The 17,640-nt window shown below is 42.8% G+C and carries 18 protein-coding genes and 1 tRNA gene; 18 read left to right on the forward strand and 1 reads right to left on the reverse strand.

The features are described from left to right. Positions 1-15: 15 nt before the first annotated feature. The 13 genes from rpmF to ACRC53_RS03620 all read left to right on the forward strand — a co-directional run bounded on the left by rpmF (position 16) and on the right by ACRC53_RS03620 (position 11,701). Entirely contained in the window at positions 16-186 is a 171-nt protein-coding gene (gene rpmF / locus ACRC53_RS03560; RefSeq protein ID WP_438621747.1) for a 50S ribosomal protein L32, read from the forward strand. Between the two features lie 12 nt (positions 187-198). Next, a complete protein-coding gene (plsX, locus tag ACRC53_RS03565; RefSeq protein ID WP_438642190.1) occupies positions 199-1,224 on the forward strand; it encodes a phosphate acyltransferase PlsX in 1,026 nt (341 codons plus the stop codon). 6 nt (positions 1,225-1,230) lie between these two features. After that, on the forward strand, positions 1,231-2,190 hold the full coding sequence (locus tag ACRC53_RS03570) for a beta-ketoacyl-ACP synthase III (protein WP_438642191.1): 960 nt from the start codon (positions 1,231-1,233) through the stop codon (positions 2,188-2,190). A 76-nt stretch (positions 2,191-2,266) separates the two neighbouring features. Beyond that, a complete protein-coding gene (gene fabD, locus ACRC53_RS03575; RefSeq protein ID WP_438631108.1) occupies positions 2,267-3,208 on the forward strand; it encodes an ACP S-malonyltransferase in 942 nt (313 codons plus the stop codon). A gap of 10 nt (positions 3,209-3,218) precedes the next feature. After that, positions 3,219-3,953, forward strand: a complete 735-nt coding sequence (gene fabG / locus ACRC53_RS03580) for a 3-oxoacyl-ACP reductase FabG (RefSeq protein ID WP_438642192.1) — start codon at positions 3,219-3,221, stop codon at positions 3,951-3,953. Between the two features lie 158 nt (positions 3,954-4,111). Beyond that, positions 4,112-4,345, forward strand: coding sequence for an acyl carrier protein (acpP, locus tag ACRC53_RS03585; protein WP_438621752.1), 234 nt, complete (start codon positions 4,112-4,114; stop codon positions 4,343-4,345). Between the two features lie 81 nt (positions 4,346-4,426). Further along, positions 4,427-5,665, forward strand: a complete 1,239-nt coding sequence (gene fabF / locus ACRC53_RS03590) for a beta-ketoacyl-ACP synthase II (RefSeq protein WP_438642193.1) — start codon at positions 4,427-4,429, stop codon at positions 5,663-5,665. A 218-nt stretch (positions 5,666-5,883) separates the two neighbouring features. Further along, a complete protein-coding gene (gene pabC / locus ACRC53_RS03595) occupies positions 5,884-6,714 on the forward strand; it encodes an aminodeoxychorismate lyase (protein WP_438642194.1) in 831 nt (276 codons plus the stop codon). Continuing rightward, positions 6,714-7,724 carry an endolytic transglycosylase MltG gene (gene mltG, locus ACRC53_RS03600; protein ID WP_438642195.1) on the forward strand — a complete coding sequence of 337 codons (1,011 nt, stop codon included), beginning with the start codon at positions 6,714-6,716 and terminating at the stop codon, positions 7,722-7,724. The genes pabC and mltG overlap by 1 nt, the downstream gene beginning before the upstream one ends. A gap of 5 nt (positions 7,725-7,729) precedes the next feature. Further along, the gene (gene tmk, locus ACRC53_RS03605; protein WP_438642196.1) at positions 7,730-8,365 is read left to right on the forward strand and encodes a dTMP kinase; all 636 of its coding nucleotides are present in this window, start codon (positions 7,730-7,732) and stop codon (positions 8,363-8,365) included. A gap of 1 nt (position 8,366) precedes the next feature. Further along, the gene (holB, locus tag ACRC53_RS03610; RefSeq protein WP_438642197.1) at positions 8,367-9,377 is read left to right on the forward strand and encodes a DNA polymerase III subunit delta'; all 1,011 of its coding nucleotides are present in this window, start codon (positions 8,367-8,369) and stop codon (positions 9,375-9,377) included. 27 nt (positions 9,378-9,404) lie between these two features. Then, positions 9,405-10,190: a YchF/TatD family DNA exonuclease gene (locus ACRC53_RS03615; protein ID WP_438642198.1), complete on the forward strand. Its 786-nt coding sequence runs from the start codon at positions 9,405-9,407 to the stop codon at positions 10,188-10,190. Positions 10,191-10,525: 335 nt separating this feature from the next. Further along, positions 10,526-11,701, forward strand: a complete 1,176-nt coding sequence (locus ACRC53_RS03620; protein ID WP_438642199.1) for an MFS transporter — start codon at positions 10,526-10,528, stop codon at positions 11,699-11,701. A 77-nt stretch (positions 11,702-11,778) separates the two neighbouring features. Here ACRC53_RS03620 and ACRC53_RS03625 read toward each other — a convergent pair whose 3' ends face one another. Continuing rightward, positions 11,779-12,099: an HI1450 family dsDNA-mimic protein gene (locus ACRC53_RS03625; protein ID WP_438642200.1), complete on the reverse strand. Its 321-nt coding sequence runs from the start codon at positions 12,097-12,099 to the stop codon at positions 11,779-11,781. 307 nt (positions 12,100-12,406) lie between these two features. On the opposite strand from ACRC53_RS03625, the gene ACRC53_RS03630 reads away from it, so the two are divergent. From ACRC53_RS03630 to ACRC53_RS03650, 5 genes are all read left to right on the forward strand, one after another. Next, positions 12,407-12,817: a hypothetical protein gene (locus tag ACRC53_RS03630; protein WP_438642201.1), complete on the forward strand. Its 411-nt coding sequence runs from the start codon at positions 12,407-12,409 to the stop codon at positions 12,815-12,817. An 84-nt stretch (positions 12,818-12,901) separates the two neighbouring features. Further along, entirely contained in the window at positions 12,902-14,896 is a 1,995-nt protein-coding gene (locus tag ACRC53_RS03635) for an FUSC family protein (RefSeq protein WP_438642202.1), read from the forward strand. A gap of 222 nt (positions 14,897-15,118) precedes the next feature. Next, on the forward strand, positions 15,119-16,072 hold the full coding sequence (locus tag ACRC53_RS03640) for a LysR family transcriptional regulator (protein WP_438642203.1): 954 nt from the start codon (positions 15,119-15,121) through the stop codon (positions 16,070-16,072). A gap of 165 nt (positions 16,073-16,237) precedes the next feature. Beyond that, positions 16,238-17,299, forward strand: coding sequence for a porin (locus ACRC53_RS03645; protein WP_438642204.1), 1,062 nt, complete (start codon positions 16,238-16,240; stop codon positions 17,297-17,299). A 251-nt stretch (positions 17,300-17,550) separates the two neighbouring features. Further along, a tRNA-Ser gene (locus tag ACRC53_RS03650) sits at positions 17,551-17,638 on the forward strand. Positions 17,639-17,640 lie beyond the last annotated feature (2 nt).

Raw genomic sequence — 17,640 nt, forward strand, 5'->3', positions numbered from 1 at the left:
CGAGGAGTAAGGTCAATGGCCGTACAACAGAACAAAAAATCTCGTGCAAAGCGTGGTACTCGTCGTGCTCATGATGCACTGACTACTGCAGCTGTGTCCGTAGACAAGGTTTCTGGTGAAACCCACCTGCGTCACCATGTTACAGCTGACGGTTTTTACCGTGGCCGCAAGGTAATTGCTAAGTAATTAGGCGTTACTTTGACTCGTCTAACCATTGCGTTAGATGTCATGGGCGGGGACTTCGGTCCCCGTGTCACCATTCCTGCCGCCTTGCAGAGCTTGACATCCAATCCTCAATTGCATTTGCTGCTAGTAGGCGATCAGCAAACTATCTTCCCATACTTAAAATTTGCCTCGGCAAATCTACTTTCTCGTCTTGAAATTATCCATACTCAATACACGATTTCAAATGAAGTTCGCCCTTCAGTTGCAATTCGGCATAGCCGTGATACGTCAATGCGCAAAGTATTAGAGTTAGTTCGAGATAATCAGGCTTTAGCCTGTGTCAGTGCAGGGAATACTGGTGCTCTGATGGGGTTAGCGATGATGATTTTAAAACCTTTGGCGGGTATTGAGCGCCCGGCACTCGTTGCCGCATTGCCTAATACACTACGGGGAAAAACCTTACTGCTCGATTTAGGGGCTAATGTAGACTCTTCGGCAAGCATGTTGTTTCAATTTGCTGTCATGGGCGCTGTGCTTGCCGAAGAGTTATACAAGGTTACAACCCCGCAAGTGGCACTATTAAATATTGGCGAAGAGGATATAAAAGGAAATAATACGATTCGACAAGCCGCAGAGTATTTAAAACAGTGCCCAGATATTTGTTATCAAGGCTATATTGAAGGCAACCATATTCTAACCGGAAAAGCAGATGTTGTTGTCTGCGATGGTTTTGTTGGTAATGTAACACTAAAAACCATGGAAGGTGTAGCTCACCTCTTTTTATCAAAACTGCGCAGTAAAACACAAGCTAACAGTGTGTTTCGATTCTTAGGGCGCTGGTTACTAAAAAAGGCTTTTTCACGCATGGGGGAGTTGAACCCCGACCAGTATAATGGCGCAAGTCTGTTAGGATTGCGGGGTATTGTCGTAAAAAGCCACGGTGGGGCTAATCAACAGGCGCTAGTTTGTGCCATTGAGCAGGCGATGCAGGAAGCGCATCGGCAAGTTCCGGTACGTATTGCTGCGCGTCTCGATGCTGTATTACTCAAGAGTGACTAATCGTTCATGTATACAAGAATTTTAGGAACGGGCAGCTATCTGCCAGCTCAGATTCGCAGTAATGCTGATTTAGAGCTGATGGTAGAGACGACCGATGAGTGGATCATTAGCCGTACAGGTATTCGTGAGCGTCGTATTGCTGCGGCCGATGAAACCGTATCCACAATGGCTGTAGATGCTGCACGTAAAGCCCTCGACATGGCGGGTATTGATAAAGATGAGATTGGATTAATCATTGTTGCTACCGCCTCAGCAACACATGCTTTTCCAAGTGCTGCTTGCCAAGTTCAGGCGTTACTCGGCATTAAAGATGCTGCTGCTTTTGATTTAGCAGCGGCATGTGCTGGTTTTACCTATGCATTAAGTGTTGCTGACCAATATGTACGTCATGGCGGAGTAAAGCACGCATTAGTTATTGGCTCTGATTTGCTCTCGCGTACGCTTGATCCGCAAGATCGCGGTACAGTGATTTTGTTTGGTGATGCAGCAGGCGCTGTGGTATTGGGCGCTTCGGAAGAGGCAGGTATTTTATCTACCCATCTGCATGCTGATGGCCGTTATGGTGAGCTTTTAGCACTGCCTTATGGTGAGCGTGGTCAGCCTGAATTGAGTGACAGTTGCTATTTAACGATGCAGGGTAATGAGGTCTTTAAAATAGCAGTGACTGAACTGGCCAATTTGGTAGAAGAGACACTATCTGCCAACAATATCAGTAAAGATCAACTTGACTGGCTTGTTCCACATCAGGCGAATCTACGCATTATTAACGCGACTGCCCGCAAGTTGGGTATGGGGCTAGATAAAGTGGTGATCACCCTTGATCGTCAGGGGAATACCTCGTCAGCTTCCGTACCAACGGCACTTGATGAAGCGGTGCGTGATGGTCGAATTCAGCGTGGGCAACTTATCTTGCTTGAAGCCTTTGGTGGCGGTTTTACCTGGGGATCGGCACTGGTTCGTTTCTAACGGCCATATGTGCGCGGTACAGTACCCAGAAAGTAAACGTAGCAGAAAAACAGTCAAATTATATCAGGAAAGATAAATGACAACATTTGCGATGGTGTTTCCCGGTCAGGGTTCTCAATCTGTTGGTATGCTGGCTGACTTAGCACAGCAGTATCCCATTGTTGAACAAACATTTTCTGAAGCATCAGATGTTTTAGGTTATGACCTGTGGGCATTGGTACAGCAAGGCCCCGCTGAAGAGCTGAATAAAACATGGAAAACACAGCCGGCACTGCTGACAGCATCAGTGGCTATCTGGCGTGTTTGGCATGCACTTGAAGGTGCATCACCACGTTTACTGGCCGGCCATAGCTTGGGTGAGTACTCTGCATTAGTGTGTGCAGGTGTCATCGACTTTAAAGATGCCGTACGTTTAGTGGAACTGCGCGGTCAGCTAATGCAAGAGGCTGTTCCTGAAGGAACCGGTGCAATGGCTGCTATTATCGGGTTGGATAATGCTGCGATTGCGCAAGCCTGTGCTGAATCAGCTCACGATCAAATTGTTGCGCCAGTGAACTTTAACTCACCTGGACAAGTGGTCATCGCCGGTAATAAAGAGGCCGTTGAGCGTGCCGGTGCAGCCTGTAAAGCGGCAGGTGCAAAACGTGCACTGCCTCTGCCTGTTAGCGTGCCATCACACTGTGCGCTGATGAAGCCTGCGGCAGACAAATTAGCTGTTGCACTTGAAAATATTCCGTTTCACTCGCCGGCATTGCCTGTTTTGAATAATGTGGATGTTGCAGCAGAGCAAAATGCAGAGGCTATTCGCCATGCATTGGTTCGCCAGTTGTATAGCCCAGTACGCTGGAGTGAAACGGTAGAGGCGATGGCAGAGCAGGGTATTACCCATCTGCTAGAAGTTGGCCCAGGCAAAGTATTAACCGGATTAACTAAGCGTATTGTCGATAGCATGACAGCCACTGCGATTAATGACACTGCATCAGTGACCTCCGCTATTGATGCGGCAGCAGCAAAATAAGAGGGATAACATGAGTTTGAATGGAAAAGTTGCACTTGTGACTGGCGCTAGCCGCGGTATTGGCCGTGCAATTGCAGAATCATTCGTGGCACAAGGTGCAAAAGTTATTGGTACTGCAACCACTGAGTCAGGTGCAGAAGCTATCAGTGCATACCTGGGTGTGAACGGTAAAGGTGTAATGCTGAATGTGACAGACATAACATCTATTGAGCATGTTCTTGAGGTTATTCGCGCAGAATTTGGTGAAGTCGACATTTTAGTGAATAATGCCGGTATTACCCGTGATAATTTATTAATGCGGATGAAAGATGATGAGTGGCAAGATATTATAGATACGAATCTTACCTCAGTATTCCGTCTGTCGAAAGCTGTGTTGCGTGCGATGATGAAAAAGCGTTGTGGCCGTATTATCAGTATTGGTTCTGTTGTGGGCACAATGGGCAATGCAGGGCAGACAAACTATGCTGCTGCAAAAGCGGGCTTGGTTGGCTTTACTAAATCATTGGCTCGCGAAGTTGGCTCACGCGGTATTACTGTCAATGCAGTTGCGCCTGGATTTATTGAAACCGATATGACACGTGCATTAAATGATGAGCAGCGTGCCGGTATTTTATCTCAAGTGCCTGCAGGGCGTTTGGGTGAAGCAAAAGAAATTGCATCTATTGTGGCATTTTTAGCCTCAGAAGGTGCAGCTTATATCACCGGTGAAACAATTCATGTCAACGGTGGCATGTATATGGTGTAAAATAGTTGCGAGTTTTTTGACTAAATACCGTGAAATTCTGGCTAAATCCCGTAAAATCGTGGTTTGACCAGAGTGGTATCGGTTGCAACTTTTGCGCCATTGAATACACTAGGGAAACCATCGCGCTATTGAGCGAGTTTGATAGGAAAATAAAGAGTATGAGCACTATCGAAGAACGTGTTAAGAAAATCATCATCGAGCAACTGGGCGTTAAAGAAGACGAAGTGAAGTCAGAAGCTTCATTCGTTGAAGACCTGGGCGCGGATTCTCTTGACACTGTTGAGCTGGTAATGGCTCTGGAAGAAGAATTTGATACTGAAATTCCAGACGAAGAAGCTGAAAAGATCACGACTGTTCAGGCTGCTATCGACTACATCCAGAACAACCAGTAATTGAACACACCTAGGCGGTCAATCGACCGCCTATGTTTTTTATACCCTCAGTAATCGCTTTTCCCCCTTGGAGTGGCAAACGTGTCTAAACGTCGAGTCGTTGTGACTGGAATGGGCATGCTGTCTCCTGTCGGTAATACAGTCGAGGCTTCTTGGAAAGCCCTGCTTGCCGGTCAGAGTGGCATTAGCCTGATCGAACACTTTGATACCACCGCTTTTGCAACCCGTTTTGCTGGCTTGGTGAAAAATTTTAATTGCGAAGAGTATCTGTCGCGTAAAGACGCGCGAAAAATGGATCTTTTTATTCAATACGGTATTGCTGCCGGAGTTCAAGCATTCGATGATTCAGGCTTAATCGTCAATGAGCAAAATGCGCATCGTATTGGTGTTGCGGTAGGTTCAGGTATCGGCGGGCTTGGCTTGATAGAAGAGAACCACAATGCACTGCTCAGTGGCGGCCCGCGTAAGATTAGCCCGTTTTTTGTGCCTTCTACTATTGTAAATATGATTGCAGGGCATTTGTCTATCATACGTGGGTTACGTGGCCCGAATATTGCTGTTTCTACGGCCTGTTCTACAGGCGTACACAATATTGGCCATGCAGCGCGTATGATTGCTTACGGTGATGCTGATGCTATGCTGGCTGGTGGGTCAGAAAAAGCGAGTACGCCAATGGGCATGGGTGGGTTTGCCGCTGCCCGAGCACTGTCTACCCGCAATGATGATCCGCAAGCAGCAAGCCGCCCATGGGATCGTGATCGTGACGGCTTCGTGCTGGGCGATGGCGCAGGGATGATGGTGCTCGAAGAGTACGAGCACGCCAAAGCCCGTGGCGCAAAAATTTATGCCGAGTTAGTGGGTTTTGGGATGAGCGGTGATGCTTATCACATGACATCGCCTCCGGCTGATGGCGCAGGCGCAGCACTGGCGATGGTCAATGCCATTCGTGATGCTGGTGTTGATGTTAGCCAGATTCAGTATGTAAACGCGCACGGTACATCAACGCCGGCCGGCGATATTGCCGAAACGCGTGCGGTAAAGAGCGTGTTTGGTGACTTCTCCAAGCAGGTTATGGTGAGCTCAACAAAATCAATGACGGGCCACTTGTTGGGGGCTGCAGGTTCTGTTGAAGCTATTTTTACCGTGATGTCGTTAAACGATCAGGCGATTGCGCCGACAATCAATTTAGATAATCCAGATGATGAGTGTGATTTGGATTATGTACCACATGAAGCACGTCAGGCGCATATTGAATATGCACTGTGTAACTCATTTGGTTTTGGCGGTACGAATGGTTCGTTGCTTTTTCGCAAAATGTAGCAATTAATTTATTCTTCCCTGAGTTTGTTATATTCAGGTAGATAATCTTAAGACCCGATACGACAGTATTGGGTTTTTTTGTCTGTTACACCTGGCTGTATAGATACGATAAAATAGGTAATACGATAGGTTTGTATCCATATTTGTTTAGCTTTGTTTAGCAGAGGGATAAATGCAAAAGACAATATTCAACGGAAAAACCCATAATAGGTATAGCTATGCTCATTAATGGTCTTCGAGATGCGCAATTAAATGTAGCAGATCGGGGGTTAGCTTACGGTGATGGTAGCTTTACGACAGCGCGTGTTGTGCGGGGGAAAGTGCAATTACAGCAAGCACATATTGAACGTTTATGGTCTGCATGTCAGCGTTTATCGATTACTTTTCCTGATATAGCCATATTGCAAAGCGAAATAGAGATGGTAGCACGCGAGATTGATCAGGGTATATTGAAGGTGATCATTACACGTGGGCTTGGTGGGCGTGGGTATAGCAGTATCAATTGTGATAATACGACACGAATTATCAGTGTCGCACAATGGCCGATGCAGTATACACAGTGGCAACACGAGGGTATTCGGCTGGGTGAAAGCCAAATTTCATTGGGGATCAACCCATTGTTGGCTGGAATGAAGCACTTAAACCGTCTTGAACAGGTATTGATTCGTCAGCAGCTTGATCAACATAATGCAGTGAATCCTCTTCAGATTGCTCTTGATGATCTTATCGTTTGTGATAGTGCTGGTTATGTGGTGGAGTGCTGTGCCGCTAATGTGTTTTGGCGTAAAGGGCAACATTTGTTTACACCACAGCTAGATTGGGCAGGTGTTAGTGGAGTCATGCGTAAGTATATTATGGCCTATTGTGACCAACAGGGTTGGCATTGTGAGGCGGTACGAGAAACAGTAAAAACACTGGCTGATGCCGATGAGATATTCATATGCAATGCGCTTTTACCTGTCGTTCCGGTAAGATATTTCCAGCATCGGCAGTTTTCAGATTTTTCTGCAACTCGGCAGATTCAACGTTTTTTGGACGATAGTTTGTAATGAAAAAAGTTGCTTTTATTTTATCTGTTGTAGGTTTAATGGCCGCACTTTTAGTGTTCTTTTTTTACAACAAAGTTGAACAGTTTGCAGATCAGAAACTTAATCCTGTGCAAGATATGATCTTAACGGTCAAGCCAGGTACAGGACAAATTGCATTAGCTGAGTTGCTTGAGCAGCGTGGATTGCTCAAAAGTGCAGATTTATTGCCTTGGCTATTACGTATTGATCCTCAATACGCCCGTTATAAAGCAGGGAGTTATCGTCTACAAAAAAATATGACAGTACGTGATTTACTCTTGTTGTTGGTTAGCGGAAAAGAAGTGCAACTGAGTATTCGTTTTATTGAAGGTACACGTTTTAGTGAGTGGCTGCCAATTTTAAATAATGCACCTTACATTGAGCATGATCTGCAAGGGCTAACTGAGAAGCAAATTGCTGAAAAAATAGGTATAAAAGATGGCAATATTGAAGGTTGGTTGTTCCCTGATACTTATCACTATGTGGTAGGAACATCAGCACTGGATATTTTACAACGTGCTCATAAGCGAATGGAAAAAGAGCTGGCCGCTACGTGGAAAAATCGGGCATCAGATTTACCGTTAACATCACCATACCAGTTATTGATTTTAGCTTCCATCATCGAAAAAGAGACAGCTATTGAGAGCGAAAGAGCCCGTGTAAGTTCAGTATTTGTAAACCGTTTACGCTTAAACATGCGTTTGCAAACTGATCCAACAGTAATTTACGGGATGGGGGATAGCTACAAAGGCAATATTACCCGTAAAGATTTACAAACCCCAACACCGTTTAATACCTATACGATTTCAGGCTTACCACCAACCCCGATTGCAATGCCAGGGCTTGCTTCATTAGCTGCTGCTGCACAACCAGATACGACACAATATCTCTATTTTGTGGCTGATGGCAGTGGCGGACACCAATTTTCAACCAATTTAAATGCGCATAACCAAGCGGTGCGCAGCTACATTAAACAACTTAAGAGAGAGTAATCACCGTGGCCGGTAAGTTTATTGTGATTGAAGGGCTGGAGGGGGCAGGTAAAACCACTGCTCAGCAGACTGTCGTACAAGTATTACAAGCCAGAGGCATTACTGATTTGGTTTTTACCCGTGAACCGGGGGGAACACCGCTTGCAGAGCGTTTGCGCAGTTTGATTAAAGAGGGGCATCCTGAAGAGAATTTAACGGATAAAGCAGAAGTGTTGATGCTATATGCTGCGCGTATTCAATTAGTTGAGAATGTTATTTTACCTGCAATGCAGCGTGACGCATGGGTGATCGGAGATAGACATGATCTCTCTTCACAGGCTTATCAGGGCGGTGGCCGCGGTATTGATCCGGTATTATTAACCACACTGCGTGATACGGTACTGGGTGATTTTCGCCCCGATTTAACGTTGTATTTGGATATTGACCCAGCCTTAGGGTTACAACGGGCTCGTGCTCGTGGGGCTTTAGATCGTATCGAACAGCAGGCGTTGGCTTTTTTTGAACGTAGCCGTGAACGTTATTTATCTTTTGCGAAGGCTGATTCACGCATCAAAACCATTGATGCAGGCCAGACATTAGAGCAAGTTACCGCCTCAATTCGCGATACACTAAATGCATGGTTGGATGCACAGGAGAGTTGAAGTGCTTTATCCTTGGTTAACGGCGCGTTACCAGCAGATTGTGCAGCCTTACCTGCATGGGCAGGGGCACCATGCTCTGTTATTGAGCAGCTTGCCGGGGATGGGGGTTGAGTCTCTGGCAAATGCATTGTCAACACGGTTGCTCTGTTCCGATCCGCAAGATGAACAGCCTTGCGGCCAGTGCCACAGTTGTCAGCTTATTGCAGCAGGTACGCACCCTGATCTTTATACAGTTATGTCTGAGGCGGGAAAAACCCAAATTGGGGTTGATCGTATCCGGCAGGTGTGTGAAAAGCTGTACGCACATGCCCAACAGGGCGGGGCGAAAGTGGTGTGGATTTCACAGGCTGAAAAGCTGAATGAGGCCTCAGCAAATGCGTTATTAAAAACATTGGAAGAGCCTCCGGCTGCGACATTTTTTTTGCTGGCAGCCGGTGAGTCAGACAGATTATTGCCAACGATAACGAGCCGTTGTCAGCGGTGGTATTTTACTGCACCGAGTGAGCGACCTGCGATACATTGGGTATTAAAACAGTGGTTAGGTGGGGCTGACAATAACCTGTGTCAATCTCCGAACTCTGCCCAAATTTCGCAAGCACAGGTTGCTTTGCGTTTATCACAAGGTGCGCCATTGGCCGCTTTAGCTCTGCTCAGTAATGGTACATTATTACGCCGACAACAGGTACTTACTGCATTTCAACAATTTATGCAGAATAAAAACGCCATGGTATTGGCTGATTGCACTGCTAAAGAGTCTTGTGCCGATAATCTGGCATGGATTATTAGTTTACTGAATGAGGCCAATGCTGTTGCATTAGGTGCATCACTCGTGCGGGTTAACAGCGATATGTTGGCAGTGATAGATACTGTATTACAGCATATCAGCGTGGTAACTTTACAGCAGTGGTTACAGCAGATTATACGTGTCCGCCATGAGCTGATAACATCACCTGCATTGAACACTCCTCTACTATTAGCAGACCTGTGGTTTATGCTACATCATGATATTTGAGCCAGATATTTCTCTAAGGAGCTCACTGTGTTTTTAATTGATTCCCATTGTCATCTTGATGGGCTGAACTACGAGACCTTGCATAAAGATGTTGATGCTGTACTCGATCACGCAAAAGCGTGCGGTGTTGGACATGTCTTAAGTGTGGGCGTGACATTAGAACGCTACCCACAATTAAAGGCGATGGTTGCGCACCGTAACGATGTCTCTCTCTCTTGCGGTGTACACCCGCTTGATCTTGATACTCCTTTTGATGTCGAGCAGTTACGTCAAATTACGGCTGAACCTCAGGTTGTGGCGCTGGGCGAAACGGGCCTTGATTATTACTACAGTAAAGACACGGTTGAACTACAACAGCGTGTTTTTCGCGAACATATTCGAATTGCTCGTGAGGTGGGTAAGCCATTGATTGTGCATACCCGTGATGCGGGTGATGATACCTTGCGTATTTTGCGTGAAGAGAACGCACAAGAGTGCGGCGGGGTGATCCACTGCTTTACTGAAACCGCTGAGTTTGCGCAACAGGCTTTGGCTCTCGGATTTTACATCTCAGTTTCTGGCATTATTACTTTCCGTAATGCCCATGAACTGCGCGAAGCGGTACGTGAAGTACCGTTAGAGCGTTTGCTGGTGGAAACTGACTCACCTTATCTTGCACCTGTGCCATACCGTGGCAAAGAGAATCAACCAGCATATGTTAAAGATGTTGCTGAGTATGTCGCAACGTTGAAAGGCGTTTCTCTGGAAACGTTGGCAAAAGTGACAACGGATAACTTTGCTCGTTTATTTACAACGGCAAAAGTAGGATCTTAATCTAAGATTATGCGCTGTTTTTAGATAATATGCTGACTTAATGTCATATTTAGTCAGCATTGCTAATTTTTATCCCTATGTTTTATATGGTTTTTTCTCTTGTAATCCTCTGATATCTCACCTATTTTTGTCATCTCTGTTTACACCCTTTTTCAGCATGCTCGTATTTTTTAGCGTATATATAGAATATGGTTGTTGATAAGGATTACCTTTATTTGCTTATTTCATTAATTGATAGCGTAATACTCTGATTATATTTAGTTTTCTCTTCTTACTTCCTTCTATATTGCCTGTTCTGCGGTTATTGAGTGTATCTTCGTTATTGAGTGATTGTTATGCCTCTATTTTTTCATCAATTATTATCTGGCCGTTTGACCCGTATTTTGATCCCTCTATTAATCGGTGTTTTTCTTAATACGGTTGCTTTATCAGAGTTGAATACACTTGTCCCTTTGTGGTTGAGTAAAGCACACGTATCTACATGGCAAATTGGTGTAGTTACCTCAGCTTACTATGTAGGTACATTGGTTGGTGCTTTGTTTGCTGGCCGATTTGTTATTTTATTTGGATATTCTCGTAGCTATCAGTTGTTTTGTTTGTTATTTATACTTTTCTGTGTTGGGCTCTGGTTACCTGAACAAACCATTACTTGGGCTTTAGTTCGTTTTTTAGTTGGATTTGCTTGCGCAGGAATTTGGGTTTCGATAGAGAGCTGGTTATTAACGCTGGGTGAGCCTAATGAGCGTGGGCAACTCTTGGCTATGTACATGGTCATTTTTTATCTCGGCTCAGTGGGGGGGCAATTAATGCTAACTGCCACGAATACCCATTTTTTACCCGCAATGTATTGGATTTGTGGGCTAATGTTCCTTGCAGCGTTGCCATTACTGACCGTTAAAAATGAGCGAATGAGTGCGAAGGGTGAATCGGTTCGATTATTACCCATATTAAAACTGAAGTCTGCACGTATCGGTATTATTGGATGTTTATTATCTGGCGTAGTGCTGGGTAGTTTGTTTGGTTTATTACCGCTATTTTTAGAACAGACTAAAATGGGGGATGCCGAAGTCGGCCGTTGGATGGCTTTGTTAATTTCCGCCGCTATTATTGGGCAGCTTCCTATGGGAAGGTTAGCGGATAAATACGGGCGAAATACCGTATTATTGGCGCAAATAGTGATTACGTTAGTGTGTACTTGTTGGCTAATGCTTGATCATGCTCGTTGGGTATTGGCGATTGCATTGGTGGGCCTTGGTTTTGCCGCATTCACGCTATACCCTATTGCGATGGCGCAAGCCAGTGAGCAGGTTGAAAAACATGAGTTAGTGGCAATGAACCAAACATTGTTGTTAAGTTATACACTTGGTAGTTTAAGTGGGCCAATGATCTGTGCATTGATGATTGAGGCTATGGGGTATAATGGCCTGTTTGCATTAATAGCATTGGTTAACATTTTGTTTTTATTTGTATTATTACGACAGCCTCGCCATTGTAAAGTAACAAATGAGTAAAGTAATTAATAAAATAATATGACTGACTGATAGGGCAGCAATTGCCCTATCAGTAAAAGGTTATTTAGCCAATAAGCTTATTGTTTCCACTGAATATGGCACTCTTTATACTCTTTGTGGCGATTAAGTAGTACTCGTGCAAAAATGTCATCAATAACATCGTTTTTATTGACTAAACCTATCACAATTTCAGCATAAGTATCCGCATCAGTAGGAATACCCATTTCACTACTCCAGTCCTCACTCAGATCAGTAAGTTCAGCAGCACCACGCTCTTCAAATTGCAAGTTGAAGAGAATAATATCTGCAGGATCAAGGTTATCTGAAGCAAGCTCTAGAAAAATATCATACGCATTATCAATTAGCTCATCTTCAGTCCAGCACGGTTGTTCGCTCATTTTTTTCTCTGCATGGTTAATGATAGGAAACATATCTAAGTATTAAACCACTAAATGTATATTTATCCCACATTTATGCACAGAGAGTTTCATCAATATCTACCTAGAGATTAGTGGGGATATAAAAGATGATATCGCAGGTAAACACCAGATATATCACTGTCATGATTTAATTTGTAACACAATATAGAGAGTGAATACTTTAGATCTGATCTTATTGAGCGTACGATTTAATAATTATGTGCATTGTTGCACTTCTGATTTTTATCGTTTTCTACTACGATTTAGTAAGTGGCTACCATATATTATGAATAATAAATGGATTTCCCCTTTTGTGCAGACTTACAGCGCAGCATATCTGTTATTTATCGGTCTTGATGGTTTATTTTCACTGTTTATTGATATTAGTGAAGTAATAATTGGTATTGGATTATCAAGCTATTTTTTTGCAATGAAATACGCTATTCGCTGTATTCCTAAAGATGAGCCGTTTTTTCAACACTCTGTTATTGCTGCATTTCTCATCACATCTCTTATTAATATTTCGGCTGTGGGGGTTGTTTTGTTAATGTTTATTTCAGGTGGGTTTTATTTCTCTAAAATGACATCATACTTCACACCTTCAATGATCATTGAATATCAATTATTTTCACTATTTTTTATCATTATCGGTGTAAAATACTACGGAAAACAGACAATGAAACGTTATAACAATTAATTTAATTTTTTATCGAACGTTATGTAATGTTTTTCGTTGTTTATTTGACAATTTGTCATATTAGTAAATGATATATTATATTGTATGAAAAAGTTATTTTCCTGCCTGCTTGAATGGCTGCCGAGTCGTTCTGATTTACCTGATGGTGTCCGTATTTCGATTCCGATGATACTGATTCTACTTATTTGTGTTTGGGCTGGGCAGCCCGCTGCGGGAGTGGGTGGTTTAATTACCGCATGGCTTGTTGGTGTGCTAGGGCGAGATTTATCGTACCCTAAACGTGCACAAGTATTATCACTTTCGGGTGTTATCTGTATTGTTGCTACAATAATGGCTCAGTTTTATCAAATCTCACCGTGGTTTGGTATGTTGTTGCTCTCTTTATTCGGCATCATTTATGGGCTGATGGGGAATCAGCGCAAACACATTCAGCTTATTGCGTATAACTTTGGTTTTACCTTGATCATGGCGCTGCATTTTGCGCAAGAGGGTGTTGACTGGAAAATTATACTGGCAGCAAACTCTGGTGCTGTATTTTTAGCTTTTTTTTTCTCACTACTTGGTTGGTGTGGGGGTTCAGCGCGTCAAGGTGAGCACTTATTACAGACAGTTAATGATCATTTAGCTGAATATGTGCAAAGTTTAGCTTCTTATGCTTTCACTGATCCACGCCAAACTCTAGTGCAACGTGAACGTTTTGATAGTGCATTAGGTGTACTGGCTAACTGGTTACACTCTATTCCTATAACGTTACGTAGCCGCCGTTATTACCGTGAATTTAAAGCAATGCTGGCATTCTCTGGTAGCCTTAATAGTTTAGCACGCACTTTATATGAACTTGATCAACACGAAAAGCTTGCGTGGGATACACGAAAATGGCTCATGGCTGTAAGTACAGCGATCCGCTCTTTGCAGAGTGAACTGCCTGAGTTTCATGCAGAGCAGGGGAGTGACGCTGCTCTATCTGTTGCGCTATCGGTAAGGTGTATTCAACAAGCATGGCAACAAAAAAATCAGCGGCTACAAAATACACACAATTGTTGGAATAAGGATGAAATTGAACGTGTATGGCCAAGTGACAAAGTCAGCTTTCTTGAAAATCTTAGCACTGCCTGTCAATGGGGATCACGCGAAATACAACATGGCCTGAGAATGATGGTTGTGATGACCTGTGCGCAGAGTTTGGCGCTCTATTTTCATGTTCAGCAAGGCTACTGGATTACACTGACCGCATTTATTGTGCTTCTTACTGCTCCGTTAGGCGCAGCACAAAAGCGCATTCGATGCCGTTTTTACGGTTCGTTGATGGGGGGGGTATTGGCATTAGGTATATTAGAGTGGGTGCATGATAGCCCAATTATTTTGCTATTAACGTGCATTGTCACTTTTATGGCATTTGCCACCTATTATAAATCACGTTATGAAGTGCATGTATTTTGGCTAACCATGCTTATTGTCTTTGCCATTGCGCAAATGAACCCGACTGAACCTGTGATTGCACTGTATCGCGTATTTGACACATTGTTAGGTACGGCATTGGCTTTTCTCTCTATTCATCTGATTATGCCAAGTTGGACCCGTTTGTGGATTGACTCACATGTCATTCGTTTTATCAAACAAGAGATTTTACTGCTCTCTGCTATTAACCAATGTGCTGATAATGTACATGTTTATCTTTGGCAAGCGAATCGAGCCTACCGAAAATTACATGAAGAGGTGAATTTTTTGCACCTTGAACCTAATGCGAGCCCCCGAAATCTGCAAGATTGGCGCTCTCTTTTGTTGTTATTTGTACGGCTGCATGATGCCATTCAAAGTCTATATGAACAGCAACAAACACAGAGAGTTTATACAGAATATGTAATGCATAGCGAACATATTGAATCACTTAAAGTGCGAATTGATCATCTTGAACAGTGGGCTATTGCATTTCCACTTCGTCATCAATCTATTGTAATGCCCAAAAATCAACTGTTGGTAGAACCATTATATGCATTTTGGCGATTATCATTAATCGATTGTGATTTGACGCAGCTTACTCATTGGTTAGAGCATCAACGTCCATTTACGCTTGATTGAAATTTTTCGTTACAAAATTAACCAAGTTAACTGACTATCTTTATGAAATAAATGAGTTTATTGGTTTAACTCATTTTCTTAAGCTATCTTTACCATACATGATTATATCAAAAATAAGCGTGTTGTTTTGAACAGAGCAAAACAGGCACCTATTTAACGTAGGTAATCCAGTTTTATGCAGCAAATTTTTGATCTGAAGGTCTCAGTAAAGGAACGATTCAGATGCATTTTAAATTAGATGACATGGTGTTGTTTATCAGAGTTGCTGAAAAACTTAGCTTTAGTCGAGTTGCTGAAGATCTGGATATTCCGCAGCCAACGGTAAGCCGAAGGATTCGTTACTTTGAAGATCAATTACGTCAGCGATTATTTGAGCGTACAACCCGGCAAATTCAGCTCACCGAAATAGGAAAAGGAGTTCTCAAGCACTGCTATTCGGTATTAGATGAGATTAAAGAGCTAGAAAATTTTATTGATGAAAGCCACCAAGATGTTTCTGGTGAGCTAGTGATTACATCATCAGCACGTATTGGTTCACATTTAGCTAAGTTTTTCCTCTCTGATTTTTTAAATGCTTATCCTAAAGTTAGCATTGTGCATAAACATATTCAGATGCAAGAGTGTTATGGTGATTTTGACGGCGATATTTTGATCAGTCAGCATAAGCCAAATAACGGTAATCTGATTGCACAGCGGATGAGTACAGGTCGACGTTCGTTTTATGCATCTCCTGCTTATATCGAGAAATTTGGTCTACCAAAAAGCCCTAAAGAGTTCATTAATCATAAATTTGTGATGTTTGATGACGGTTTTTTACCGCCTGACACAATTAAATACTCGCTTTCTGATGGTTCAATTTGTGAACAAAAAGTATGCGGTTCACTAACATTTTCTAACGTAGAGAATGCTTATGGTATGGCATTGCAAGGGCATGGAATCATCTGGTCACCCCTTATTTTAGCGTGTGAAGATGTTGAGAAAGGTAATATGATTTCCTTATTTGACGGGGCATTTGGCCTTGATTTGCCGTTTTATGCCGTTTATCGATCTCGTCGTAATCAACCGGCTAAAATACGGTGTTTTATTGATATGTTAAAAATATCATTTGAGCAGGTTAACCGGGGTAGTTATTCAAAATTTGCATACCCCTATACGCAAAGTGATATAGATGAATAGCAAAAGCTAGTTTACATTTATTGCACTCTGTATCATTTTTGGCGCTAAAAATTAAAGATTGTAATGAATTGAGTCTATTACAATCTGTTTTTTTAGAGTGTCAAAATAATGAGTTTCATCGAACATTACTCTAATAAAAATGGAAAAGCAGTGAGGATAACTACCATGAAACGCAATTTACTTGCCATCGTCATGCCAGCACTCTTAGTTTCAGGTGCGACGCAAGCCGCTGTGATCTATGACCAAAATAACAGTAAAGTTGATTTTTACGGTCGAGCAGCCGGTTTGAACTACATGTCACCGAACAAAGAGCAAAGTGGCGATCAAAGTTATGCGCGTCTTGGTGTAAAAGCTGAAACTCAGATTAACCCCTCACTGATTGGTATTGGTTTATTTGAATATAACATGCCTACGAGCGGTGAAACTGACAACGAGCTTCGTTATGCTTATGTTGGTTTACAACATGATACTTATGGTGGTCTTGCGTATGGTCGTCAAGATGGTTTAATGACCTATGTCAATAACTATACCGATGTTCTGCCTGAGTTTGGTGGCGATGGCTTAGGTAAGAAAAATGACAGCTTTGGTACTGGCCGTACTGATGGTTTGTTGATGTACACCTTTAAAAGAGATGGTTTTATGGGGGGGGTACAGTACACCACACCCAGCACAGGCACCATTGGAAACAACAATGGAACAGGTGATGGTTATGCACTCGCTCTTGGTTATGAAACCAAAGACACCGGTTCTGGCCATGCGGGTATAATGCTCTCTTATACCAATGCAAAAAAGACAACTGAACAAACAACACTCAATTTTGGTGGTAATGAGAACGCAGAGATTATGGCGGCAGGCTTGAAGTACCATTACAAGCATATTCATGCGGCGATTACTTACGCAGAAGGGCGCAATAGTCTTAAGGGTAACAGCCTCAATGAGCAAGAAGGCTACTTCCAAAGAATGCGTGGTTATGAAGCTGTGATCCAGTATCAAGCACCAATTGAGCCTTCCATTGCTTATATTCGTACTGATGTAAAAGATAACGCATTGAATGTTAATGATGTTTATAATGAATATATTGCAATTGGTGCAACTATCCACCTTAACAAGAACTTCCGTATTTATACTGATTATAAAGTAAACTTGTTGAATGAAAATGAGTTTACTAAAGCAAACAATTTAAACACCAGTAATGTGTATGGATTGGGCGTACGTTACGATTTCTAATTTAATCCACTGTTACGCTTTTCTTTGCGTGAAACCAACCAGATTTCTGGTTGGTTTTTTTGTGTGCTATAAAATATAAAGAATATGCTATTTGAATTAAATATGTGGCATGTGAACGTAAAAAAGGCTTTAAGTGATTAAAAGTAGAGCAATTGGCGTGTTATGTAGTAAGAAATTATTGACGTAATCAATATAATCTTTTAAATTCATTACATCACCGAGTAATAGTATTAATCAGTGATACAATCAATGGAAGAGTGGCCGAGTGGTTGAAGGCACCGGTCTTGAAAACCGGCGACGCGAAAGCGTTCTAGAGTTCGAATCTCTACTCTTCCGCCAAA

It is taken from the genome of Plesiomonas sp. (assembly GCF_051652165.1).
Classification (GTDB): Bacteria; Pseudomonadota; Gammaproteobacteria; order Enterobacterales; family CAMTGL01; genus Plesiomonas.

What these genes read in the sequence shown, in the direction of transcription:
- rpmF (WP_438621747.1), top strand. Translation starts at nt 16, where the DNA reads ATGGCCGTACAACAGAACAAAAAATCTCGTGCAAAGCGTGGTACTCGT.
- ACRC53_RS03570 (WP_438642191.1), top strand. Translation starts at nt 1,231, where the DNA reads ATGTATACAAGAATTTTAGGAACGGGCAGCTATCTGCCAGCTCAGATT.
- fabD (WP_438631108.1), top strand. Translation starts at nt 2,267, where the DNA reads ATGACAACATTTGCGATGGTGTTTCCCGGTCAGGGTTCTCAATCTGTT.
- fabG (WP_438642192.1), top strand. Translation starts at nt 3,219, where the DNA reads ATGAGTTTGAATGGAAAAGTTGCACTTGTGACTGGCGCTAGCCGCGGT.
- acpP (WP_438621752.1), top strand. Translation starts at nt 4,112, where the DNA reads ATGAGCACTATCGAAGAACGTGTTAAGAAAATCATCATCGAGCAACTG.
- pabC (WP_438642194.1), top strand. Translation starts at nt 5,884, where the DNA reads ATGCTCATTAATGGTCTTCGAGATGCGCAATTAAATGTAGCAGATCGG.
- mltG (WP_438642195.1), top strand. Translation starts at nt 6,714, where the DNA reads ATGAAAAAAGTTGCTTTTATTTTATCTGTTGTAGGTTTAATGGCCGCA.
- ACRC53_RS03620 (WP_438642199.1), top strand. Translation starts at nt 10,526, where the DNA reads ATGCCTCTATTTTTTCATCAATTATTATCTGGCCGTTTGACCCGTATT.
- ACRC53_RS03625 (WP_438642200.1), bottom strand. Translation starts at nt 12,099, where the DNA reads ATGAGCGAACAACCGTGCTGGACTGAAGATGAGCTAATTGATAATGCG.
- ACRC53_RS03630 (WP_438642201.1), top strand. Translation starts at nt 12,407, where the DNA reads ATGAATAATAAATGGATTTCCCCTTTTGTGCAGACTTACAGCGCAGCA.
- ACRC53_RS03635 (WP_438642202.1), top strand. Translation starts at nt 12,902, where the DNA reads ATGAAAAAGTTATTTTCCTGCCTGCTTGAATGGCTGCCGAGTCGTTCT.
- ACRC53_RS03640 (WP_438642203.1), top strand. Translation starts at nt 15,119, where the DNA reads ATGCATTTTAAATTAGATGACATGGTGTTGTTTATCAGAGTTGCTGAA.
- ACRC53_RS03645 (WP_438642204.1), top strand. Translation starts at nt 16,238, where the DNA reads ATGAAACGCAATTTACTTGCCATCGTCATGCCAGCACTCTTAGTTTCA.